Origin of the sequence: Acinetobacter sp. CFCC 10889, assembly GCF_003268395.1 — a bacterium.
Taxonomy (GTDB): domain Bacteria; phylum Pseudomonadota; class Gammaproteobacteria; order Pseudomonadales; family Moraxellaceae; genus Acinetobacter.
On the sequence record NZ_LQXQ01000015.1, the window covers coordinates 63,354 to 86,466 of the forward strand.

General features: G+C 37.9%; 18 protein-coding genes and 2 pseudogenes. 13 read left to right on the forward strand and 7 right to left on the reverse strand.

What is annotated here, in order from left to right:
- The first annotated feature begins 282 nt into the window (after positions 1 to 282).
- Complete coding sequence (locus AVJ19_RS07570) at positions 283 to 1,455, forward strand: MFS transporter (protein WP_111859154.1); 1,173 nt, start codon at positions 283 to 285, stop codon at positions 1,453 to 1,455.
- Here the strand turns inward: AVJ19_RS07570 and AVJ19_RS07575 are convergent, their stop codons facing one another.
- Genes AVJ19_RS07575 through AVJ19_RS07585 form a run of 3 tightly spaced genes read right to left on the reverse strand, consistent with a single transcriptional unit; the run spans position 1,456 to position 4,706 of the window.
- Positions 1,456 to 1,737, reverse strand: a complete 282-nt coding sequence (locus AVJ19_RS07575; protein ID WP_111859155.1) for a hypothetical protein — start codon at positions 1,735 to 1,737, stop codon at positions 1,456 to 1,458.
- A 25-nt stretch (positions 1,738 to 1,762) separates the two neighbouring features.
- Positions 1,763 to 3,253 (reverse strand): amidase, encoded by a 1,491-nt coding sequence (locus AVJ19_RS07580; protein ID WP_111859156.1) that lies wholly within the window; start codon positions 3,251 to 3,253, stop codon positions 1,763 to 1,765.
- A gap of 34 nt (positions 3,254 to 3,287) precedes the next feature.
- Entirely contained in the window at positions 3,288 to 4,706 is a 1,419-nt protein-coding gene (locus AVJ19_RS07585; RefSeq protein ID WP_111859173.1) for a GGDEF domain-containing protein, read from the reverse strand.
- Between the two features lie 324 nt (positions 4,707 to 5,030).
- Here AVJ19_RS07585 and AVJ19_RS07590 point away from each other — a divergent pair, with 324 nt between their 5' ends.
- Positions 5,031 to 5,516, forward strand: a complete 486-nt coding sequence (locus AVJ19_RS07590; protein ID WP_111859157.1) for a hypothetical protein — start codon at positions 5,031 to 5,033, stop codon at positions 5,514 to 5,516.
- 74 nt (positions 5,517 to 5,590) lie between these two features.
- Here the strand turns inward: AVJ19_RS07590 and AVJ19_RS07595 are convergent, their stop codons facing one another.
- On the reverse strand, positions 5,591 to 6,514 hold the full coding sequence (locus AVJ19_RS07595; RefSeq protein WP_111859158.1) for an AraC family transcriptional regulator: 924 nt from the start codon (positions 6,512 to 6,514) through the stop codon (positions 5,591 to 5,593).
- A gap of 184 nt (positions 6,515 to 6,698) precedes the next feature.
- On the opposite strand from AVJ19_RS07595, the gene AVJ19_RS07600 reads away from it, so the two are divergent.
- Positions 6,699 to 7,916, forward strand: coding sequence for an alkane 1-monooxygenase (locus AVJ19_RS07600; RefSeq protein WP_111859159.1), 1,218 nt, complete (start codon positions 6,699 to 6,701; stop codon positions 7,914 to 7,916).
- 210 nt (positions 7,917 to 8,126) lie between these two features.
- Positions 8,127 to 9,077, forward strand: coding sequence for a hypothetical protein (locus AVJ19_RS07605; protein ID WP_162626562.1), 951 nt, complete (start codon positions 8,127 to 8,129; stop codon positions 9,075 to 9,077).
- 50 nt (positions 9,078 to 9,127) lie between these two features.
- Here the strand turns inward: AVJ19_RS07605 and AVJ19_RS07610 are convergent, their stop codons facing one another.
- Positions 9,128 to 10,657 (reverse strand): acetyl-CoA C-acetyltransferase, encoded by a 1,530-nt coding sequence (locus AVJ19_RS07610; protein WP_111859161.1) that lies wholly within the window; start codon positions 10,655 to 10,657, stop codon positions 9,128 to 9,130.
- A gap of 241 nt (positions 10,658 to 10,898) precedes the next feature.
- Here AVJ19_RS07610 and AVJ19_RS07615 point away from each other — a divergent pair, with 241 nt between their 5' ends.
- The 5 genes and pseudogenes from AVJ19_RS07615 (at position 10,899) to dnaX (ending at position 17,504) form a co-directional block, all read left to right on the forward strand.
- A complete protein-coding gene (locus AVJ19_RS07615; protein ID WP_111859162.1) occupies positions 10,899 to 12,290 on the forward strand; it encodes a 3-oxoacyl-ACP reductase in 1,392 nt (463 codons plus the stop codon).
- A gap of 158 nt (positions 12,291 to 12,448) precedes the next feature.
- Entirely contained in the window at positions 12,449 to 13,303 is an 855-nt protein-coding gene (locus AVJ19_RS07620) for a MaoC/PaaZ C-terminal domain-containing protein (protein ID WP_111859163.1), read from the forward strand.
- Positions 13,304 to 13,379: 76 nt separating this feature from the next.
- Positions 13,380 to 14,641: pseudogene (locus AVJ19_RS07625) on the forward strand (serine hydrolase domain-containing protein).
- A gap of 68 nt (positions 14,642 to 14,709) precedes the next feature.
- The gene (locus tag AVJ19_RS07630; RefSeq protein WP_111859164.1) at positions 14,710 to 15,174 is read left to right on the forward strand and encodes a copper resistance protein NlpE N-terminal domain-containing protein; all 465 of its coding nucleotides are present in this window, start codon (positions 14,710 to 14,712) and stop codon (positions 15,172 to 15,174) included.
- A gap of 125 nt (positions 15,175 to 15,299) precedes the next feature.
- Entirely contained in the window at positions 15,300 to 17,504 is a 2,205-nt protein-coding gene (gene dnaX / locus AVJ19_RS07635; protein ID WP_111859165.1) for a DNA polymerase III subunit gamma/tau, read from the forward strand.
- A gap of 1 nt (position 17,505) precedes the next feature.
- Here the strand turns inward: dnaX and AVJ19_RS07640 are convergent, their stop codons facing one another.
- Both AVJ19_RS07640 and AVJ19_RS07645 read right to left on the reverse strand, forming a co-directional pair.
- On the reverse strand, positions 17,506 to 17,940 hold the full coding sequence (locus AVJ19_RS07640; RefSeq protein ID WP_111859166.1) for an acyl-CoA thioesterase: 435 nt from the start codon (positions 17,938 to 17,940) through the stop codon (positions 17,506 to 17,508).
- 53 nt (positions 17,941 to 17,993) lie between these two features.
- A complete protein-coding gene (locus AVJ19_RS07645; RefSeq protein WP_111859167.1) occupies positions 17,994 to 19,151 on the reverse strand; it encodes an iron-containing alcohol dehydrogenase in 1,158 nt (385 codons plus the stop codon).
- A gap of 120 nt (positions 19,152 to 19,271) precedes the next feature.
- On the opposite strand from AVJ19_RS07645, the gene AVJ19_RS07650 reads away from it, so the two are divergent.
- The 4 genes and pseudogenes from AVJ19_RS07650 (at position 19,272) to AVJ19_RS07665 (ending at position 23,002) form a co-directional block, all read left to right on the forward strand.
- Positions 19,272 to 19,781 (forward strand): low molecular weight protein-tyrosine-phosphatase, encoded by a 510-nt coding sequence (locus AVJ19_RS07650; RefSeq protein ID WP_111859168.1) that lies wholly within the window; start codon positions 19,272 to 19,274, stop codon positions 19,779 to 19,781.
- Between the two features lie 9 nt (positions 19,782 to 19,790).
- Positions 19,791 to 20,828 carry a UDP-N-acetylmuramate dehydrogenase gene (gene murB / locus AVJ19_RS07655; RefSeq protein WP_111859169.1) on the forward strand — a complete coding sequence of 346 codons (1,038 nt, stop codon included), beginning with the start codon at positions 19,791 to 19,793 and terminating at the stop codon, positions 20,826 to 20,828.
- A 3-nt stretch (positions 20,829 to 20,831) separates the two neighbouring features.
- Positions 20,832 to 21,974 (forward strand): annotated as a pseudogene (locus tag AVJ19_RS07660) (YdcF family protein).
- Complete coding sequence (locus tag AVJ19_RS07665; RefSeq protein ID WP_111859170.1) at positions 21,974 to 23,002, forward strand: alpha/beta hydrolase; 1,029 nt, start codon at positions 21,974 to 21,976, stop codon at positions 23,000 to 23,002. Before AVJ19_RS07660 ends, AVJ19_RS07665 begins: the two are co-directional and overlap by 1 nt.
- Positions 23,003 to 23,113 lie beyond the last annotated feature (111 nt).

A 23,113-nucleotide genomic window follows, 5' to 3' on the forward strand; every position in this document is an offset into this window, starting at 1 on the left:
ATAGAGAATTCAATAAGGATTGAGTTTTAAGACATCAGATCAAATGGTAGAGGACTCTTATAAGTTATGCCTAGAATCTTCCAAATTAAAGTCTTCTGTGAATGCAGCACATCTCAGTTTTTAAAATGATAGTTTTATACATTTTTCAGTCAATCCACAGAAAATAAATACTTTTATTATTTGGGGGGGGTAGATCGTTGAATTATAATTTAGCGCCTTGAAGTACATATATACAACAATTCCTTTTTATAACCAATTGTAAATACAAAGGTTTACAACTCAATGCAATCTATGCCAATCCAACACAAACTCGGTGGTTTTTACTTCTTTTACTATTCGATTGTTGGAACATTCATGCCGTATTGGAGTTTATATCTCCAAGACCAAGGCTTTGATTTTAATGAAATCGGGATTTTATCTTCTATAGCCATTATTACCCGATTTTTTGCACCTTTTATTTGGGGATGGATTGCAGATAAGTCAGGTAAACGCATGCTTTTAGTCCGTATTGCCACATGGATGGAAGCGGTGATTTGGTTTCTGATTTTTATTATTCCCAATAATTTTCAATCCATTGCCATGCTCATGCTGATTTTTAGTTTTTTCCAAAATGCGATCTTGGCACAGTTTGAAGGCGTGACTCTATTTTGGTTGGGTGAAAAAAGAGCAGAATTGTACGGTAAAGTCCGTAAATGGGGTTCTGTTGGTTTTATTGTGGGGGTGTTCAGTATTGGTGCATTGTTGGAAATTGTTCCGATTTCAATGTTACCCATCATGTTGTTATGTATTGCTTTTACTGCCTTTATTTGGTCATTTACCATCAAAGAACCACATCATGCACCGCAAGCACAAACACAACTTGAGCCTTTATTGCCGATTTTAAAACGTCCTGTGGTGGCTGCATTTTTCAGTATTGAATTTATCATGCTGTTCGCACAAGCGCCGTTTTATAGCTTTTATAGTAACTATTTAAAACAGGCAGGATTTGGTACCACGGAAATTGGTTTTCTGTGGTCAGTTGGGGTGATTGCTGAAATTATCATGTTTGCTTATGCAACATTGTTTTTGAATAAATTCTCTTGGCGTTTCTTGGTCAGTTTATGTTTGGTGATGACAGGATTACGCTTTGTTGTGGTGGGTTTATTTCCTGAAGTCTTTATCGCACAATTTATTTCACAAACTTTTCATGCTTTTAGTTTTGGTCTTTTTCATGTGATTGCGATGCGAATTATTTTCCAAAACTTCAGTTTGGGGCAACAGGGACGAGGTCAGGCTTTGTATAGCACGATGTGGGGCTTAGGTGTGGCAAGTGGCAGTGTGTTGGCAGGACATTTTTGGCAACAACTTTCGGGTCAATGGATTTTTATATTTGCAGGCTGTACAACCATTTTAGGTTTTTTGTTTGTAAATGCTTTGCCTAAAACGCTTGAAAATATTCAACTCACTAAAAATTAATCATTCATTTTTTGAGTCATTTTCACTTGAATAGTAGTGTTCGTGTTGCAAATAAGCACTGTTAAATTGGGCAATAAAAGGCGTGGTTTTTTGTGATTCATATTTGGGTTGCCAAAAGCCTTGCTGAATGACCCAATCATAAATAGCAATATTCACAGGAATTTTTTGCAGCATACATGGAATTTTATGCAGGTGAATAAATGCTTCAGCGGCTTGCTGCGTTTCAAAACAACCCACAATATTTCTCGATTTATTGGCTTGAATGATCCATATAAATTGCATTTGATTCACCTGTGAAAATCAAGATTTAAACGATAATGCCTTGGTATTTCGGTAACCAAGGCTGTGCTTGTTCAAGCTGTGCTGCGAGTTGTAATAACAAATCTTCTCGACCAAAAGGTGCAATAAACTGTGATCCCAAAGGTAAGTTATTTTTATTCCAATACAAGGGGAGAGACATGGCAGGTAAGCCTGTGATATTTGCCAATTGGGTAAAAGGAACCCATTTCAAATTATTTTTCACCAAATGTTCAACCAATTTACCTTTTGCGAGCAGGTGTGCCTGATCGAGTTTTAACAAGCCTTTCAGGATCGGAGTTTGCCATGCAGGGGTTTTGATTTCACCATTTTTAGGGGCAACCGAAGCGGTGGATGGCGTGAGGTACAGATCATAATCCTCAAAAAATTGATTCATTTTTTGAACATGCATGCCCCAATTATTTAAATTTTGAATGTAATCCAAAGCAGCTGCTTTAGCCCCAAAAGCAGCAATAGCAAGCGTATCAAGCTCAAAGTCTTGGTCTTTAGCGCCAAATTCACGTTTAAACTGCTGTACAGTAAAAGCACATTGGCTAAACCATGTACTAATAAAATCTTTGGCGAGTTGCATGCCTTCGATGTTGGGTTTGGCTTCTTCAACATGATGTCCTAACGATGCCAATAATTTTGCTGTATGTAAAATCGCATCTTTGGCATCTTGTGAAACTGCTGTTCCAATAGGTGAATCCGTATTAAATGCAATTTTTAAAGGGCGTGGAGTGTGTTGAATCAACTCTAAATATTTACCTTGAGGTGCTTCAATTTTAAATAAAGAACCATGTTCAGCGCCTTGGGCAGCATCAAGCATAGCAGCACTGTCACGTACCGTTTTGGTCAGTACATGTTGCGATACAGCGCCATGCATCGCTTCACTGATTTTGGGTCCCCAAGGGGTACGACCACGACTTGGTTTTAAGCCAAATAATCCGCAATATGAAGCAGGAATACGAATCGAGCCCCCACCATCACTTGCACCTGCAATGGGCACAATGCCTGCAGCAACAGCAGATGCAGAACCCCCTGATGATCCGCCGCTATTGTGCTTTAAATTCCAAGGGTTATGGCATGCACCCCATGCTTTGGGTTCGGTAATACCTTTGATGCCAAATTCGGGCGTATTGGTTAATGCAAAAGGAACCATCCCTGCATCTTCCCAACGCTTGACGATTTCAGTATGTTGCGAAGAAATATGCTGTGCTTTCTTGAGTGCATTAGAGCCAAAAGATGTTGCAACACCCTGATATTCTTGATGAAGATCTTTGAGTAAAAAAGGTACACCTGAAAATAATCCTGATGGATTTTTTTGTGCATTGTCCTGTGCTTGTCTATGCATTGTAATGACAATGGCATTCAATTTTGGATTTACCAACTCATATCGTTGCCAAGCTGTGTCCAAAAGTTCTGAGGCAGTCACTTGCTTACTTTGCACAAGTTGTGCCAAACCTAAACCATCATATTGAATATATTCAGAATATTTCATAGCAATCCTTGCGATATATTTTAATCTTTATGCATTAAAATTGTGCGTGTAAACGATCCGTTGGAGACTGTTGCAAAGCATCCTCCAAACACAGTTGATTACGTCCTTTTTCTTTGGCTTGATAGAGTGCTTCATCCGCACGTTTAATCAGTTGTTGAAATGGCACGCAATATGGCAATGTTTGATAACTCAGCCCAATACTGACACTGATATGCAGACATTCACCATTTTCCAGACAAATCGGTGTTGCAAATACTTTATTGCAAATGCGCTGCGCAATATCAACACTTTGTGCCAAAGTTAAGTCTTTGAGTAAAATTGCAAATTCCTCTCCACCTAAACGCCCAAACAAATCATCTCCACGAATCTGCTCACGCACCTGTCGGCTGAATTCCTGTAATACAAGATCGCCCGCACTGTGTCCATAACGGTCATTAATCCTTTTAAAATGATCAAGATCCAATAACAAAATGGTCACGGTTTGCGCAGGTTTCTTTTGTGGAATCACGGTGACAGTACGTTCACTTTCCTCATAAAAAAAACGACGATTCATGGTGGTGGTCAAGCCATCATGGTTAGCAAGATATAAAATTTGATGATAAAGTTTTTGTCGGTTGAGACTGATAATGGCTAAGGTGAGAGGACCCAGTGCCAACATCATCAAACCTATGCGCACTGAAATTGTTGTGATCAGGTAAGCATCAGGCGACTGGGCAATATAATAAGCAGTCAAAGAGTTATACAGCATCATACAGACAATGCAGTTAATGATCGCAATAAAGAACAAATTGTAGGTTAATGCCGCCCAAATCAATGCGGCAATCGGGAACATGATGGCCCCTGGACCAATAAAAAAATGGGTTAAAATTACAGAGCCGATAATCGCAAGCAAGGGCATAAAAGCTTTGATTTGAATCGGATTTAGTTTTTGATCCTGCCAATAATTTTTAAATGTCTGTTGATCAGGTATTGCAAGCAAGATGGGTAAAAATGCAATAACATTTAAAATTTCACCTGTCCACCACATGCCAAAATCTGTCCAGACTCGCTCAGGTGTCATAAAAGTATTGGGTAAATGTGGAACTGTTAGTGAGGCGAAACCTGCGGCAGCCAAACAACCCCCAAAGGCTGAAATCAGGAACAGGAATAAAAAGGTCAGTCCTTTATTGTATTGCCTGAAGTCTAATTTGAAGAACCGTAGTAATGCTAAACTACATATAGCATGTAATAAATTGGATATGGTTAAGAATAAAGTGAGTACAAAATAATTGCCAGTGATGAGGTCAGCAATCATAAATCCTGCAAAGGCACCCAACCAACCGCCAATATTGCGTAAAGAGGGAAAGCGTAAAAATAAACCTAATAATATGGCATTGGCAGGCCAAAAAATAGCGAGAAAAAATAATGGTCGTCCTAAGATTCCAACAAGCGCACAGACGAAAATGATTCCCATGACAATTGCAAATGCACGGAAATTGTCAGGTATAGACTGTGCGGGTTGATGAATAAATATAGACAATTCACGATCCTATCTATTGTTAAGTGCTGTAAAGCACTCTGTTTTTATGATCTTATTGAGTTGTGGTTAAGTATTTCACATAAATATGAATTTTTATATACAAATACAGTATTTTGTTGTTGTAAATACGAACTTTTTATCTGAAAGTAGACTTTAACTTCAAAAAATGAAAAATTGTTCATATATGGTTATTTTTACATGCATTATTTATAAAATATGTTAGTTTAAATGTGAACACATTGTCATATATATTTAAGTATGAAAAAAACATTATTATTCATTTCTTTATTGTTGGGTGCATCGCATTTAACATTTGCTGAAACGGTATCAAAAACAGCAACAGTTGCATCGGAAAAAAGCACTTTAGCTGCAAATACTGTACGTGTTTCGACTCGTCCTGAAATTTTGGGTTTATGGGGCATGCAGATCCCAAATAATAAAAAATGTGTCGAATACTATAATTTCCGTGGTGGTAACGAAGTTGTTGTAAATAGTGGTAAAGAATGGTCTGCGGGATTGTATGACTATCAACCATCACCTGATAACAGTAAAGAAAAATCACCTGCATTGATCATGCAAATTAAGTATGAAAATAATGAGGTAGACTGTTCAGGTCGTCAAGAAAACCAAGCGGGTGAAGTTTCTCAGTATTTTGTACGTTGGCAAAATAGCAATACGATTAATTTCTGTGCTTCAGAAAAAGCAGATCAGTGCTTTGCGACATTGAATCGTGTTTTGCCTTAATGTAAAACTAAAGTTTAAAAATTAGATTTAAATAGAGCCTCAATACGAGGTTCTATTGATGATTGAAACGTCTTTCAGTCCACTTGCTGACGATACTGACTCGGGCTCATTTCAAATTGTTTTTTAAACGCTTGACTAAAGGCTGTTTCAGAAGAATAACCCACTTGATGCGCAATTTGTTGCACGCTGAGTTGACCTTGTTTTAAATATTGGCTTGCCAAACGCAAACGATGCTGTTGCAAATAGGCAAGCGGTGTTTCGCCCACGATTTGATTAAATAAATTGGCAAATTTTGAGCGGGACATGCAACATTGTTCAGCCAAACTTTCCACCGTCCAAGCGATCTCCGGCTGACTATGAATGACCGCCAGTGCATTAGATAGTTCAGGATGAATGAGGGCATTTAACCAATTATTTTGGTCTTGCAGTTGTTCAATATAATCACGTACACATTCGATCATCATAATACTGACAATATGATCCATGATTTTATTTTTACCTGCCAAAGTTCGCTGTGTATCTGAGGCAACAAAATATAAACCAATACGTAACCATTCAGGTGCGGTATCACTCAACGCATTTTGGATGTGAATATACGGCGGTAATGCATTTACCAATGGACGTGCCATAATCGCATTGAGATGGCAACGAACTGACAAAATTAAAGTTTTTTCAGAATCACCTTGTCCGAACTCGATCGCATCTTGTCTTAAACCATCAAATAATGGCGCAAGGTCTAAAGCTTCAACAAAGCGATGGTCGAGCTGATTTGACACCGAATGTGTCAGTCCTGCGGGAATTAAAATCATATCCCCTGTATGTAATGTGATATTTAAATTTTTTGAAAATTGTAATTGTGCCTCACCATATAAAACGATGTGTGCAATGACAGCATCTTGTGCAATGCTTTGAAATGCCCAGTTCCCTTGAGCTTGCAAATAAAGATATTCCGAATGATTCAGGTGAATATCATCAAAAATTTTACTGAGTGCATCCATATTGTTAAAAAGCTTTTAAAAATAAAGCATAAAAGTGATGTCGTTATTAAAACATGTGCGAAAAGGACAATCTCTAGCTTAAACAAGCCAAAGACTTTTGAATAGCATTTTTGGACGCTTACAACTGTTTTGATTGAGAAAATTTAGCAAAGATAAGCATAAGAAAGAAAAGGAAGAAAATACGATGAATGCACCAGTCACATTAAATGAACTGCAATTACAGGATGTATCAGCGAAAACTGTGTTGCAACTCGATAAAAAACGCTATTTGTGGGCAATTAGTCCAGCTTTACCTGTGATCGGAATTGGGATTTTAGCAGGTTATCAGTTTGCACCGAAACCATTCAAAAAAATCTTTGCTTTGGGTGGACCGATTGTTTTACATATCATCATTCCAACCATCGACACAATTGTAGGAAAAGACAACAATAATCCAACCGCAGAAGATATTAAATTACTTGAACAAGATCCTTATTATTCACGTTTAGTCAAAAGCTTTATTCCGTTGCAATATCTTGCCAATATGTATGCTTGCTATCTGACCAGTCGTAAAACAACTTCGTTTATTGATAAAGTTTTACTAGGTGTTTCGATGGGTGCAATTAATGGTATTGCGATTAATACTGCGCATGAATTAAGTCATAAATCGAGCCGTATTGACCATATTTTATCGCATTTAGCGCTTGTTCCATCAGGTTATAATCATTTCCGTATTGAACATCCATATGGGCATCATAAACGTGCGGCAACGCCTGAAGATCCTGCATCTTCACAAATGGGCGAAACTTTTTATGAGTTTTTACCACGGACGGTGATCGGTTCATTTAAATCTGCTATAGAAATCGAAACTCGCCGTTTAAAGCGTAAAGGTTTAGATTTTTGGTCAAAAGACAATGAACTGTTGCAAGGGTGGGGCATGACAGCCACTTTTCATGCTTCGATGTTAAAATTATTTGGTCAATCGACATTACCGTATCTGATTACACAGTCGATCTATAGTATTAGTTTATTTGAAATTATTAACTATATTGAACATTATGGTTTACTGCGTCAAAAAGATGAAACGGGTAAATATGAACGGACTATGCCTGAACATAGTTGGAATAATAATAACATTGTGACCAATCTGTTTTTGTATCAGTTGCAACGCCATTCAGATCATCATGCTTATCCAACACGTCCGTTCCAAGCCTTGCGGCATTTTGATGAAGCACCTGAATTGCCGAGTGGTTATGCGAGTATGTTATTACCTGCGTTGATTCCATCTTTATGGTTTAAGATGATGGACAAACGTGTATTTGAGCATTATAAAGGTGATTTAAATAAAGCCAATATTTATCCCAAACGCCGTGCAAAATTGTTTAAAAAATTTGCTGTGATTGATAAATTATTGAATAAATAGTTTTATATTTTATGTGAATATAAAAGAGATTTACGAAAGTGAGTCTCTTTTTTATTTAGGAAATGATGCAGCATTTAAATCATAATTCTTTGTTTAGAATATCTCTATATAAATAAATGCTTTAAAATAGATCTGATCTAAAACTATGAAAATAAGAAATGAAAAATAGTCGCTGTTATTTATATCTTTAAGCAGTTTTATGGGGGAAACATGAATAAACCACTCCTAATCATTATGGGAATAGGTATCAGCATTATGGCTGTCAGATGTGCGAGTACCTATCATATCCCCGGAAAATTACCTGAGGGCTGCATTTCACCGATTAAGGTTGATCCTAGTTTTAAAATCCCTATGGGACCTTATGGTTTACCTTATCGTGTCGGTAACTTAGGTGGTAAGCCTGTCATGCTAGGCGAAGAGTTTGATATGGCTGAATATTGCGATGATCCTACTATTACAGGTGAAAAAGGTTGGAAACGCTATGAGCGTCCAAAACGTAATTTTGACTCATCATTAACCAGTTTTTATTGGGATTTTAAATATACCACAGGGCTCATATTGGTAACTTATAGAGAAGCACCTCCACAAAGTGAACAAGAATATAAAGCTGAAAAAGATCAGCCTCATAATCAATGGGTGACAGTTGGGGTAAATGCGGGTACGCGTTATTATTACCGCGATCTTCATACCGTTTTTTTGAAGTATAGCATTGAGACAACTACTAAAACTCAGCAATATTTAGAAGCTTATAATTATAGAAGTGTAGTTGTTCCAACCCATAAAAAAGTTTTTGGCTTAGAAGAATATGTTGCTCATCCTGAATGGGTAAAAGATAGCAAATATTATAATGTTTATAGAGATACTTTTGATATTTATGTGCAAAAAAATAGCCAAGGCAGAGTAATAACTATGATTAGGTGTAATAACGATCAACCAAACAAGTGGAATTATAGATGTGATATGCAATGGTCGCTTGAACCTTATATGAATAAAGTCTTTTTGGAGGCGCGTTTTTCTCGCGTACATTTAAAAGATTGGCAAATCATTAAACAACAGTCCGAAAAAATATTAAAAAGTACAGTGGTCGATCCTAAAACTTTTAAATTTATTCATCCATACTATCAGCAAACGGTTAAAGAACAAAAATCCCCAAAAGATTGATCTTATGGGGATTTGAGTTTTATTTCAGTATTTATTACGAAAATAAAATATTATTTTTCTACAATCGCTGTTACGCCTTGACCGCCCGCAGCACAGATCGACACTAAAATCTTACCTGAACCTTTTTGGTTTAAGATTTTTGCAGCAGTTGCCAAAATACGACCACCTGTTGCAGCAAATGGATGACCCGCAGCAAGCGAAGAACCATTGATATTAAGTTTAGCCATATCAATTGAACCTAAAGGTGCATCTAAACCTAAACGCTCTTTACAGAATTTTGGATCTTCCCAAGCTTTTAATGTAGATAAAACTTGTGATGCAAATGCTTCGTGGATTTCATAATAATCAAAATCTTGTAGTTTCATGTTTGCACGTTCAAGCATACGAGGAACTGCATAAGCAGGTGCCATCAATAAGCCTTCTTTTTTACCCACAAAGTCAACCGCAGCAGTTTCAGAGAATGACAAATATGCCAATACTTCATGACCATTTGCTTTTGCCCATTCTTCAGAAGCTAAAAGCACAACAGAAGCACCATCAGTTAACGGCGTAGAGTTGCCTGCTGTCATAGTTGCATTGTCGCCTTTACCAAAAGCAGGCTTTAATTTTGCAAGTTTTTCTACAGAAGAATCCGCACGTAAGTTGTTATCACGCTCAAGACCCATAAATGGTGTCATTAAGTCATCAAAGAAACCATCTTCGTAAGCTTTTGCCATTTTTTGATGTGAAGATGCAGCAAGTTGGTCTTGTGCTTCACGAGAGATGCCCCACTCAAGCGCAGTAATCGCTTGGTGATCACCCATTGATAAACCAGTACGTGGTTCACCATTTTTTGGTGCATCAAGTAAATCTTTGACATTAATCTTGGTTAATGCTTTAAGGCGATCTTTACCTGTTTTTGCAATGTTCAGTTCAAGTAAGGCTTTACGTAAACCATCACCAAATGCAATCGGTGCATCAGATGTTGTATCTACACCACCTGCGATTCCGACTTCAATTTGACCTAAAGCAATTTTGTTCGCCACAGCAAAAGCTGCTTGTAAGCCAGTACCACACGCTTGTTGTAGATCATAAGCAGGGGTTTCTGGTGCAAGTTGTGTATTTAAAACACATTCACGTGTCATGTTGAAGTCACGGCTATGTTTAAGTACTGCACCAGCCACTACTTCACCTAAGCGTTGATCTTGTAATTTATAGCGTTCAACCAAGCCATTTAATGCTGCTGTAAGCATGTCAATGTTGGTTGCTTTGAAATAAGCGCCATTTGAACGTGCAAACGGAATGCGGTTACCACCAATAATTGCAACACGGCGAATAGTATTTTGACTCATAATTTTTCCCTGTGGAACAGATGTTTGTGTCGTTGTTGGAGATACAACTGGATCAGCTTTTTGCGATGTAGTCGCAGTTGATTTACGTGCAGTAGGTGCGTTAGAACGGCGTGGTTTACTCGTACTGTGAGTAGAACGTGTAGCAGTTGTCGTACTTTTGTTGGTACGTGCACGCGGTTTTGATGTATTTGACACTTCTTCTGACGTAGAATTTTGAACTGTTGGATTTTCTTGAGTTGTTTTGCTCATAAGGCTTTTCCAAGCATGTGGCTAATCTTCTTGTATATAACATTATCATAATTACTGAGTTGCTGAATTGACTATAATGACATTTGCCAATACATTCAGGTCAAGACATGTCGCGTTCAACTCAAGTATTATTTAGTTGAACCAGAATAAGCCTATTAAAATATAAGTATCTGAGATTACACTGAAGTTAATCGATACCTACAGGTTTATTGAAAAATTTATTTACAGAGAGATTATTACCATGACTGATCAATACCAAGCATTTTCTAAATCCCCAATTGGTAAATTTGTCATCAAAAATTTGGGTTTACCTTCACCACTTGCTTTAGATCGTTTTGAATCAGCAACACCAGTAATTAAAGGTGCTGTTTTGCTTGGCGCTGCACCAAATAGTTTGTTTTCAAGTGAAATTGCACAAATTTTAAGTAATATTCACGCAAATAGTTATGTGGGTAATAATGTTGAACTACAACAAGATGCGGCAAAAGTAGGCTTAACTGTGGGTGCGTTTAACGAAGGCGATAAAGAGTCTAAGTTTAAAGCTGTCGTTTTTGATGCTTCAGGTATTCAAAATTCAGAAGACTTGATCGAATTGCATAAATTCTTCAATCCAATCGCACGCCAAATCCAAAACTCTGGTCGTGTGATCGTGATTGGTTTAACGCCTGAAACTGCACCTACCGTAAAACAAGCAATTGCACAACGTGCGCTGGAAGGTTTTGTAAAGGCAGTCGGTAAAGAATTTAAAAAAGGCATTGCTGCTGATTTAATTCTTGTCGATGCGGATGCAGCGAAGAATTTAGAATCTTCTTTACGTTTTCTGATTTCTCCACGTTCAGCATATGTGTCTGGTCAAGTGATCCATGTATCGAAAGCACAAGTACTTGATGTAGATTGGGCAAAACCACTTGCAGGCAAAACTGCATTAGTTACAGGTGCGAGTCGTGGAATCGGTGAAGCAATTGCACATGTATTAGCACGAGATGGCGCACATGTGATTTGTTTAGATGTACCACAACAACAAGCAGATCTTGACCGTGTTGCAAGTGAAATCGGTGGTTCAACATTAGCGATTGATATTACCGCAGCAGATGCTGGTGAGAAAATCAAAACTGCTGCGGCTGCACAAGGTGGCTTAGATGTTATCGTACACAATGCAGGTGTAACACGTGACAAGACTTTGGCAAATATGAAGCCTGAAATGTGGAATCTTGTGATTAACATTAACTTGTCTGCAGCAGAACGTATTAATGATTATTTGTTATCCAACAATGGTCTAAATGCCAATGGTCGTATTGTATGTGTATCCTCTATTTCAGGGATTGCAGGTAATTTGGGTCAGACTAACTACGCTGCTTCTAAAGCAGGTGTGATTGGTTTGGTGAAATTTACTGCGCCAATCTTAAAAGAAGGTATTACCATTAATGCAGTTGCGCCAGGTTTCATTGAAACACAAATGACTGCTGCGATTCCATTTGCGATCCGTGAAGCAGGTCGCCGTATGAACTCAATGAGTCAAGGTGGTCAACCTGTTGATGTTGCTGAAACGATTGCACTATTTGCAGCAACTGCATCTACAGGTTTAAATGGTAACGTAGTGCGTGTATGTGGTCAAAGCTTGTTAGGGGCTTAATCAAGATCCCCCTAAGTCCCCCTTTGTAAAGGGGGGCTCCTTCCTTTAGTAAAGGGAGGTTGGGAGGGATTTAAAGAATAAACGTCCAACTTTCTTCTTAGTGTTTGCTAAGGAGAAGGAATCCATCAGATAGATTAGAAAAATTTCAAAGGTCTAGTATGAATACTCGCCATTTTAGTCAACTTCCAAAACCTTATGTGGCTTATGGTAAAGTCATTAAAGGCTTAATCATTAAAAAGCCGAAAGGTGAAAAAGTGCTACCACAAGTTGAATATGTGGTGGATTCTTTGCAAGTGGATCAGCAACATTTAAAAGCTTATAACGAAGTTTGTGGCTTTAAAAATAACGGTTATACCCCAGCGATTTATTTGGCAGTGTTGTCACAAAGTCTACAAATGCACATGATGACGACAGAAGCATTTCCATTTGCGATTTTAGGTTTGGTACATATTCGTAACCAGATCAAGCAAACGCGTAAAATCGGGGTGAATGAAAAGCTCACATTGTCATGCGCATTTGGTGAAGTAAAACCACATGATAAGGGTGTGCAATTTGACTTTATTACTACAGCAAAAGTGGGTAATGAAGTGGTGATGGAGGGCTTAACTACCTATTTATCACGTCAAAAAACGGATGGTTCAGCAGTTGAAAAAGCCAAAGAAAGCACAGTGCCTGATTATCAAGTACAAGCCGTGTGGAATGTGGCTGAAAATACAGGTCGCCGTTATGCAAAAACATCGGGTGACTTTAACTTGATCCATGTGCATGCATTGACAGCAAAAGCTTTTGGTTTTAAACAGGCGATTGCGCATGGGATGTGGAGTAAAGCACGTGCATTGGCAAGTTTAAATTTACCAGAAGCTTATGAAGCTGATGTATATTTTAAACTTCCAATGTTCCTGCCTTCAAAAGTTGAGTTTTTGACAGCGCAGCAAGGTCAAGTGACTGATTTTCTAATTAGAAATGAAAAATCACAAAAACCGCATGTTTCAGGTGTAGTTAAAGCACAATAAAATCAAATAAGATAGAAAGCCTAAGTCGTGATGATTTAGGTTTTTTTTTGAGTGAAATAAAAATAAGGGTTTGAGCATGAGTGCGATTAAGGAAATTATATTTGCGGATAAGAAAAACTATCAAGGTGATGTTGATGAGCGTTTTCAAGATTTAGCAGAACAATTCAGTCGTTTACAAGATGGTCGTGCCCAATTTGGTGGTGCTGCATTGGTGGTTTATTTTCAGGGTAAAAAAGTTGTTGATATTTTTACAGGAAAAAAATCAGAAACAGAAAATTGGTCAGCAGAAACTTTATCAGTGTGTTATTCCACGGGTAAAGGGGTTTTAGCTACCCTTGCGCACATTATTGTTAGCGAAGGTTTTGTGGATTATGACACGCCAATTATAAAATATTGGCCTGAATTTGGGAAAAATGGTAAAGATAAAATGACTTTACGTCATATTCTGAGCCATCAAAGTGGTATGTTCGATATTCGTAATACCATTGAGCATGCTAAAGAAATGGCTGATTGGCAGCATATGCTCAAAGTTATGGAACAGGTAACTCCACGTTTTCAAATCGGTGAAGATATTGCTTATCAAGCCTTAACATTTGGTTGGTTAGTGGGTGGTGTGTTAGAAAAAGCCACAGGACAACCCTTAAAATGGTTAATGCAAAAATATTTAATAGACCCTTTAGCACTCGATGGTGCATATTTTGGTGTACCGAGTTCGGCATTGCCACAAGTGGCAAGACTGATTCCAAAAGCACAAAAGCAAGCGGCTGAACAGGCTGCCAAACCGAAAAATCATAAGAAAAAATCTAACATTTCTTTTTCAGATAAGATCATTGAATTGAGTGGGCAAAATCCACAAGACTTTTGGATGCAATGGTGCCAAAAAGTATGAAGGAGTTTAGTTTCTTTAGTGATGAGGGATTGCAAGCCATTATTCCTGCTGCAAATGGTGTGTTTACAGCAAATAGTTTGGCAAAAATTTATGCCATGCTTGCCAATAATGGTGTGTGGAATGATCAAGTTCTGATTAAATCAGAAGTATTTGCTGAATTAAGCCAGATTCAATCGATCAAGCGTGATCGAGTGATGCCGATTCCAATGAAGTGGCGCTTAGGTTATCACCGTGTAATTACGATGGGTAAGCGTGTGAAAAAAGGTTTTGGGCATATTGGTTATAATGGTTCAGGCGCTTGGTGTGATCCACAACGTGAACTGAGTTTTGCTTATACGCATAACTTTGCCATTGGTTCTATTACAGGGGATTATCGTCTATGGGGTTTGTCGCAAGAGGCTTTACGCTGTGCAGATGCTGAGTTGAAAGGAAGTAAGGGGTGGTTCTAATATTATAATATTTCAAATATTGTCTTATTCATGATAATTTAGAGCGCTTTCATCTTCTCATTTTTATTATGCGTAAATTGGTTTTAGTGCCTGTGATTTCCACAGGTCTGTTGTTTGCTTGCTCTGATTCCAAGACCTCAGCAGTTGATGTAAATGAGCAACAACAAGATAAAACAGTGATGCAAAAGCAGATTCAAAAAGCATGGGTCGGGCATTATCAAGGGATTACGCCTTGTGAAAGCTGCCTGAGCCATTGTGATGGTTGTGATGGAACAGCAGTGGATTTGGTTTTAAAACCTGACCTGAGTTATGAATTGACTTTACAGCGTTTATCAAGTGCTGCAACACCACAAGTTTTATCAGGAAAAATGTATTTTAAAGATACAGCGCAAAGTTATTTAGAATTAAGCAATATTAAAAAAAGGCACAGTTTGGTCTATGATCGTGACCATGATCAGTTTGAAATTTTGGATGATGTAACAGGGCAGTCTTATGAATTTTCGAATGAATTTATCTTAGAAAAAGTTGTCTAATCCTATTTTCAGTAAAATTAAGCATATTTGCACAATTTCTATAAAAGTGATGCTTTGGATTTTGAATAGTTCATTCACTAATCATCAAAAAAACAGTATCCTTATAGCTGTAATGAGGAGCTTTCATGTATCAAGTACTTGCACGTAAATATCGTCCACGAAATTTTAATGAATTGGTTGGGCAAAACCACGTTTCACGTGCATTAACAAGTGCCTTGGATCGTGGGCGTTTACATCATGCTTACCTTTTTACAGGCACACGTGGCGTGGGGAAAACCACCATTGCCCGTATTTTGGCAAAATGTTTAAACTGTGAAACAGGCGTGACCTCTACGCCGTGTGAAGTTTGCGCAACGTGTACAGCCGTCAATGAAGGGCGTTTTATTGATCTGATTGAGATCGATGCGGCTTCTCGTACCAAAGTTGAAGATACCCGTGAACTGTTGGACAACGTACCTTATGCACCAACACAAGGACGTTTCAAGGTTTATCTGATCGATGAAGTACACATGCTTTCAACGCATTCATTTAATGCCTTACTGAAAACATTGGAAGAACCGCCTGCGCATGTCAAATTCCTCTTTGCCACTACAGACCCGCAGAAACTACCGATTACGGTCATTTCACGCTGTTTACAGTTTACCTTGCGCCCTTTGGCTGTCGATGAAATTACCCATCATTTAACGGATATTCTACATAAAGAAGACATCCAATCTGAACAGGATGCGATTTGGCAAATTTCTGAATCTGCACAAGGTTCATTGCGTGATGCATTGTCACTCACTGACCAAGCGATTGCCTATGGTCAAGGTGCGATTCATCACCAAGATGTCAAGGAAATGTTGGGTCTGATTGATCGCACCATTATTTATGATTTGATTTTAGCGATTCACCAAAATCAGCGTGAACGTGTCAGCCAATTATTACTGCAATTCAGACAGCAAGCTTTAGATGTGTCATTGGTCTTGGATCAGTTTATTTCGACCTTGCATGAATTGGCAATGTTGCAATATTTACCTGATTTAAGCCTGAAATATAGTGCTGAAATTAATCAGAAAATTATGACCTTATCGCAATTGGTCGCTGCACAGGATTTACAGCTTTATTATCAGATTGCTTGTAAAGGACGTGCGGATTTGCAACTTGCTGTGACGCAAGAGCAAGGTTTTGAAATGACGGTGTTGCGTCTGTTGGCATTTAGACCCTTACAGGCAAATGAAATTGTGGTGTCACAAACGGTTGCTACAGCACAGGCTGTACCACAAATTTCAGAACAGTCAGCATCACAAGATACAGTAGCAATCACAGCAAATGCGGTTGCGACAACTCAAGCAATCACAGCTCATACAGCACAAAAGATTGAACATGTTGTAGACAGTTCTTTAGCAAAGGCTGAAGAAAATACTTTAGATAATCATACATTAGATAATCATACAACAGCTTCAGCATCTACTGTTGAGCAGCAAGAGATTGTTGAACATCATGAAGTTGCAACGGAAAATCACATTGAAGAACAAACAGTTTCCAATGCTGAGCCAATTGTAACATCTGAATCTAAAGCAGCTGTAATTCGCCCAATTGAACATACAAAGACTGAGCTTGAGCTTTCACAGTTACAGGATGATGTGATTGTTGATGAAACCAAAGCCATGCAACAGGTAGCACAAGATACAGATGAGCCTACGTTGACCTCATTTGGCACAGATTTTTCTGCATCTATTTCGGTAGAGAATACGGTTGCAACGGAAGATATTTTCTTTCTTGCGCCTGAGGCTGATGTGGTCACACAGACTGCACAATCAATGCTTGAAAATGTGTCAGCACATGTAGAAAGTACGCAGGTAGAGCCGCAAGAGACTTCACAACATCCAAGTGTGATTGCTCAAGTGGTATCGGCTGATTCACAGCAAACACCCCAAGAGATTTTACAACTTACACCGCAACAACTTGAGGGTGAGTGGGATGTCAATAAATGGGAATTTTGGTTTAGAAATAGCAACTTATCACCTGCTGTACAAGAGTTGGCACAACATGGTTTGATGATCGGGATGATCAATGGTCAATCCACTTTTCAAACCTCAAAGCAATACGAAAATTTATTGAACCAAACTCAACATGCACTTGAAGCAGCATTGAAACAGCAATGGTCAAATACAGTATTCAATGTGCAATATGGTGAAGTTGAAACCATTACACCATTCCACATGCAGAATGAACGTAAAGTACGTGCATTTAATCGTGCATCTGAAATGCTGCATGCTGAGCCTGTGGTCAAAAATTTATTGGAGACTTTTGAGGGTGAATTACAAAATATTCAATTGAAAGTTTAAATTACTTCACCAAATAATCTTGTAAAGCATCTCGCATTTCTTGAGGAATCGAGATGCTTTTTTTCGTGCTGCGTTCAACAAAAACATGCACAAAACTGCCTTGTGCAGATGCTTCATGTTGCCCTTGTTTAAAAATAGCCAAATCATAAGTCAGTGAAGAATTGCCAATTTTAGCAATCGCCACACCCACTTCAATGATTTCAGGATAAGTCAGTTCCTGTAAAAAATGACATGAAGAATTCACCACCAAACCAATAATCGGGGAATGATGAATATCAAAGCCTGTTTTTTGAATCAACAGGGCATTGGCGGCTGTATCAAAATAGCTGTAATAGGTGACATTATTGACATGACCATAAATGTCGTTGTCCGCCCATCGGGTTTGGATGGGAAATAAAAATGTATAGGTTGAACGGGTTTTGGTTTCGGGTTTCATATGGTGTATCTAATTAAATTGTGTGTCGAAGTAAAATCAATAAAAATAAACAATTAATAAATCGCTTGGTAAATTTCCAAAGCATGTTGTTTGCTCATTTCTCGTGGATTATTTTGTAATAAACGCGTTTGTAACATGGCATCTTCAGCCAAACGTTCTAGCATATTTTCAGGTACATTGAGTTGACTGAGTTTGAGTGTTAGACCACTTTCATTTAAATGACGTTGCATATGATCAATAAATAAATCACATAAACCTTCGGTACTGCCTTTACTATATGGATCAAGCCATTGCATCAGTTCTGCATAAAGTTGTTTAGCATGTGGTGCATTAAATTTGAGAATTTCAACTAAAACTAAAGCATTGGTATGTCCATGTGATAGGTGGAAATGTCCACCAAGTGGATATGCTAAAGCATGTACAGCACCTACAGGTGCATTGGCAAAAGCCTGTCCTGCAAGCATTGAACCCAATAACATATTTTGTCGTGCTTCTAGGTTTGTACCATCTTTTAAAACGAGAGGTAAATTTTTATTCAACAGTTTAAGGGCTTGTTTTGCCAACATATCCGCATAGAAATTTTTCTTAATTTTAGAAGTATAGGCTTCAATCGCATGTACCATCGCATCAATTCCCGTTGCCGCTGTGATGTGTGCAGGCAAACCGATTGTGAAATTGGCATCCAAAATGGCAACATCCGCATATAAAATCGGGGCAACAATGCCAGTTTTGGTGGTTTCACCTGTTGTGACAATGGAAATAGGTGTCACTTCTGAACCAGTGCCTGCGGTGGTCGGGATTAAAATCAACGGTAAACGTGGCGCTTTGGCATTATTTATACCATACAGGTCTTGAATACCTTGCTGTTGCTGCGGCTCAGCTAGAATTGCAATGACTTTGGCAACATCCATTGAACTACCACCACCAAAACCAATCACACTATCCACCTGTTCATTTTTGGCAAAATCGACAGCATTCAAAATAATCTGTTCAGCAGGATCAGCTTGTACGTCAGAATAAATCACATAATCCAGTTTCAGTTGTTCAATGATATTTAAAATCGGACGATGCAAATCATGTTGAATCATGCCAGCATCGGTGACTAAAAGTATTTTTTTGCAGTACTGATTTGTTAAAATCGTACTGAGTTCTTGTATTGAGCCTAAACCTGAGATGATATTGGCAACTGTTTGAAATTGAAAATGGCTCATGTGTATTATCCTTAATCTATCATCATAAATTAAACATTATTGTTTTGTCTGACTATGGGATTCATCCTGTAAATAACTTAACATAAGCTTTGAAAAAATAAATGATCAATTGAGGTTGTTATGTCATCCAAAACGCCATACAAGGTGTTATGTGTGTGTTTAGGAAATATTTGCCGTTCACCTACTGCGGAAGTTGTATTGCGTCAATATTGCGACAAGCATCAACTCAATATCCAAGTCGACTCTGCGGGCACAAGTAATTATCATCCCAATAAAGCACCTGATGAACGTAGTCAACAACATGCCAAAGCACGGGGTTATGATTTATCTACTTTACGTGCTCGACAATTACACATGATTGATTTTTTTGAGTTTGATTTAATTTTGGCAATGGACTTAGAAAATTTACATGATATTCAAGATTTAAAACAAAAAGCTGAACATGAGTATCAAGGTCGTCAGATTCGTGCAGAAATTGCCTTAATGAGTGAACATGATCCCGTGTATTTAAAGCAAGCCTTACCTGACCCTTATTATGGTGGTGCAGATGGTTTTGAGCGTGTGCTTGATCAATGTGAGTCAAGCAGTCAGGCATGGATTGAACATTTTAAAAAACACGCACAGCACTAAAGGTTGGCAATGAATATTCAAAAAAACGTTTCACTTAAAGCATTTAATACTTTGAATTTAGATGTGCTTGCCTCGAACTATGTGCAAATTCATTCGCAACAAGATGTGGTTGATGCTTTGGCTTATGCGCAAGCGGAAAATTTAAATGTGCTGATTTTATCAGGCGGTAGCAATATGTTATTGCCGAAAACAATTCAGGCACTCGTCATGCATATGAATATTCAAGGTATTGAGCTTTTATCTGAAAATGAAACGAGCCAAACACTAAAAGTTGGTGCAGGGCAAATTTGGCATGATTTTGTATTATGGACAACCACACAAAAATTGTATGGTTTACAAAACTTAGCCTTGATTCCGGGTTTAGTGGGTGCTGCGCCTGTACAAAATATTGGTGCTTATGGGGTGGAAGCGGGTGAGTTTATTGAATCTGTTGAAGTGTATGACCGCCAGCAGCAACAGTTTAAATTGATTGCTACCGAAGATTGTCATTTCTCCTATCGCCACAGTATTTTTAAAGATGATCCAAACCGTTATGTCATTGTTGCGGTGATTTTTAAACTATTAAAGCAGGCAGATTTGAAAATAAACTATGGTGACTTAAAAACAGCCATGCAAGATGATTTATCTGCGGAAAATTTACAAAATCAAGTCATTCGCATTCGTCAAAGCAAATTGCCAGATCCAAAAGAATTTCCAAATGTTGGAAGTTTCTTTAAAAACCCAATTATTGATCAAGCAAAATTATTAAAATTATCGATGGAATTTCCAAATATTCCTCATTATCCTCAAGCAAATGAACAAGTTAAAATTGCAGCAGGATGGTTGATTGATCAAACAGGTTGGAAAGGTAAACGTTTGCAGCAGGTCGGAATGTTTGAGAAACAAGCTCTTGTTTTGGTGAATTATGCTGATGCTACTTTAGATGATGTACAAGCAACTTATCATGCAGTACAACACGATGTTTACAATAAATTTAATGTGTTACTTGAGCCAGAACCTGTATTGTTTAATACATTCGGTTTAATTCAGCCGCATTTAGGTAAGTAAAAAATGAAAAAACAGCATTGGATGGTCAAAACAGTACGGAGGATTGCGATTCTATTCGTTGTTTTGGCTGCTCTAATGGTTTTCTGGTATACGCCATTTTATTCCAATATGATGGTGAAATTACTCAATACTTTTGTACCTGTTGAAGTAAATCAGTTGGCTGCACAAAGCCAACAAAATGCAGCATTATCTGAGTCGGAAAATTTAGAACCCGGTTCAAAACTGTGGATCGCACGCCAAGCCTATTTAAAACTAATGGAACAGGAAATTAACAGTCAAGATGCACAAGGTTTAATAACACTGCAACTTAGATATAAGGCATTGCAAGAGCAAATTAATGATAAGCAAAAAGAAAAACAGGAAAATGAAGATAAACCCATCATTCCTTTGGTGATGGAGCAAACAGCTTCAGATGTGCAACCTGATGAAAGCGCAACAGTCAAAGCTTTACTGGATTTAAATAGCGAAAATAATAAAGCCTTGATGGATCAATATCTGAAATTTCTAAAAACACATCCAGTTGAGATGGTCAAAGATGAAATGCAAGATATTCAAAATGAGCAACTCGCAAGTTCGCAAGTGCGAGAAGATATTGCCAATATACAAAATCCAAGCAATTCTAAAAATAAAACAGCCAATCAACCTTATGCAATTGTAGTATTAGGGGGGGATTAACTTTAGATAAAAATCAAAAGGATATTATTGTTAATGCTTATACACGCTTAAGATTAGAAACGACTGTAAATTTAGAAAAAAAAAGTGAAATTGCCAATTGTACTCAGTGGTGTTGAAGCGCCTTATATGCAAGCATGGTTAAAAGAGCGTGGCGTGGATGCTAATCTCCTTGAAAATAGAAGCATGAACACTTGTGAAAATACTCGCTTTAGTTCATTACTGTTACAAAAGAAAGGTGGGGCACCCACAGTCTTATTGATTACTGATCGTTACCACATGCCAAGAACACGTAGGCTTTTTGCCTTAAATGGAATCGAAACGATTCCGATCGAAGCACCTATGCCAACACCATTGACAGACTGGCAACCTAGTCAACAAAATTATAATCACAGCCGCCGTGCCAATTATGAAACATTAGCAACGATTCGAGATGTTTTATTTGGTTCAAGTGGTTGTCGCGAGGTTCCATAATGTCAGATATGCCATTTTTAAATCCAACAGTGTTAAAACAACTAGATTTACCTGTTCCAAATCGAGAACAGACTCCACAACTTTTAGAAGCGTTAAATTTAAATAAACCTTATCAACCTTCAAGAGAAATTCAAGCATATCGCCGTTTATATGGTTTAGATCAGTTACAAGGACAACATTGGCAAGGTTTTATTGAAATGCCTCTGTTTAAATTGCATGTCCAAGTTTTTCAGCCCAATATTGAAAAGATAAAAGGCACAGTATTTTTATTGCATGGTTATCTTGAACATAGTGGTATCTATCAACCCATTATTCGAGAAATTTTAGAGCAAGGGTTTAGTGTACTTACATACGATTTGCCAGGGCATGGTTTAAGTGATGGGTCACCTGCGAATATTCAAAATTTTGACCACTATCAGCAGGTTTTACATGCTGTTTATCAATACGTAAAAAATGCCAATCAACTTCCAAAACCATGGTTAGGTATTGGGCAAAGTACAGGTGCAGCGATTTTGATGCATCATCTTTTAGAATATGCACAGCGCCGTGAAAACCCGATTATTGAACGTGTGTTATTGTTATCGCCTTTGATTCGACCTGCGAAATCTGCATGGTGGCATAACTCAGTTGGCTTGGGCATTATTCGGAGAATTAAGCGAGAAGTTCCGCGTCACTTTAAACGAAATAACCATAATCCAGAGTTTTTACGCTTTGTTCGACTGAAAGATCCATTACAACCGCGTATGATGGGGATGGATTGGATTCTAGCAATGTCGAAATGGATGCAAGAAATGGAAAATCGTCCTACATGTCGAATTCCAGTTTGGCTTGCACAAGGTGCACAGGATCAAACCGTAGACTGGCGCTACAATATTGAATTTATACGACACAAATTTAGACTACAAACACTGCTCATGTTGGAAGAGGGTTCACACCAGCTTATTAATGAAAGAGCAGATATACGAGCCGCATTGACAGGTTTGATTCCTGCATTTCTACATGCAAACTCTGTCGGGACATACTACTAAATACGATTGAGCGGAAAATTAGAAATTATTTTGAGATTAATATGAAAATAATTTCTAAAACATGCTTTAAAAACAATCAAAAAAGCGATAATTGTAGAATAAATAAACAGA

Excerpts from the sequence above, each read along its gene's own strand:
- murB (WP_111859169.1), top strand. The coding sequence starts at position 19,791 with ATGAATATTCAAAAAAACGTTTCACTTAAAGCATTTAATACTTTGAAT.
- AVJ19_RS07645 (WP_111859167.1), bottom strand. The coding sequence starts at position 19,151 with ATGAGCCATTTTCAATTTCAAACAGTTGCCAATATCATCTCAGGTTTA.
- AVJ19_RS07585 (WP_111859173.1), bottom strand. The coding sequence starts at position 4,706 with ATGGGAATCATTTTCGTCTGTGCGCTTGTTGGAATCTTAGGACGACCA.
- AVJ19_RS07580 (WP_111859156.1), bottom strand. The coding sequence starts at position 3,253 with ATGAAATATTCTGAATATATTCAATATGATGGTTTAGGTTTGGCACAA.
- AVJ19_RS07640 (WP_111859166.1), bottom strand. The coding sequence starts at position 17,940 with ATGAAACCCGAAACCAAAACCCGTTCAACCTATACATTTTTATTTCCC.
- AVJ19_RS07650 (WP_111859168.1), top strand. The coding sequence starts at position 19,272 with ATGTCATCCAAAACGCCATACAAGGTGTTATGTGTGTGTTTAGGAAAT.
- AVJ19_RS07620 (WP_111859163.1), top strand. The coding sequence starts at position 12,449 with ATGAATACTCGCCATTTTAGTCAACTTCCAAAACCTTATGTGGCTTAT.
- AVJ19_RS07575 (WP_111859155.1), bottom strand. The coding sequence starts at position 1,737 with ATGCAATTTATATGGATCATTCAAGCCAATAAATCGAGAAATATTGTG.
- dnaX (WP_111859165.1), top strand. The coding sequence starts at position 15,300 with ATGTATCAAGTACTTGCACGTAAATATCGTCCACGAAATTTTAATGAA.
- AVJ19_RS07600 (WP_111859159.1), top strand. The coding sequence starts at position 6,699 with ATGAATGCACCAGTCACATTAAATGAACTGCAATTACAGGATGTATCA.
- AVJ19_RS07630 (WP_111859164.1), top strand. The coding sequence starts at position 14,710 with ATGCGTAAATTGGTTTTAGTGCCTGTGATTTCCACAGGTCTGTTGTTT.
- AVJ19_RS07595 (WP_111859158.1), bottom strand. The coding sequence starts at position 6,514 with ATGGATGCACTCAGTAAAATTTTTGATGATATTCACCTGAATCATTCG.
- AVJ19_RS07590 (WP_111859157.1), top strand. The coding sequence starts at position 5,031 with ATGAAAAAAACATTATTATTCATTTCTTTATTGTTGGGTGCATCGCAT.
- AVJ19_RS07605 (WP_162626562.1), top strand. The coding sequence starts at position 8,127 with ATGAATAAACCACTCCTAATCATTATGGGAATAGGTATCAGCATTATG.
- AVJ19_RS07665 (WP_111859170.1), top strand. The coding sequence starts at position 21,974 with ATGTCAGATATGCCATTTTTAAATCCAACAGTGTTAAAACAACTAGAT.
- AVJ19_RS07615 (WP_111859162.1), top strand. The coding sequence starts at position 10,899 with ATGACTGATCAATACCAAGCATTTTCTAAATCCCCAATTGGTAAATTT.
- AVJ19_RS07570 (WP_111859154.1), top strand. The coding sequence starts at position 283 with ATGCAATCTATGCCAATCCAACACAAACTCGGTGGTTTTTACTTCTTT.
- AVJ19_RS07610 (WP_111859161.1), bottom strand. The coding sequence starts at position 10,657 with ATGAGCAAAACAACTCAAGAAAATCCAACAGTTCAAAATTCTACGTCA.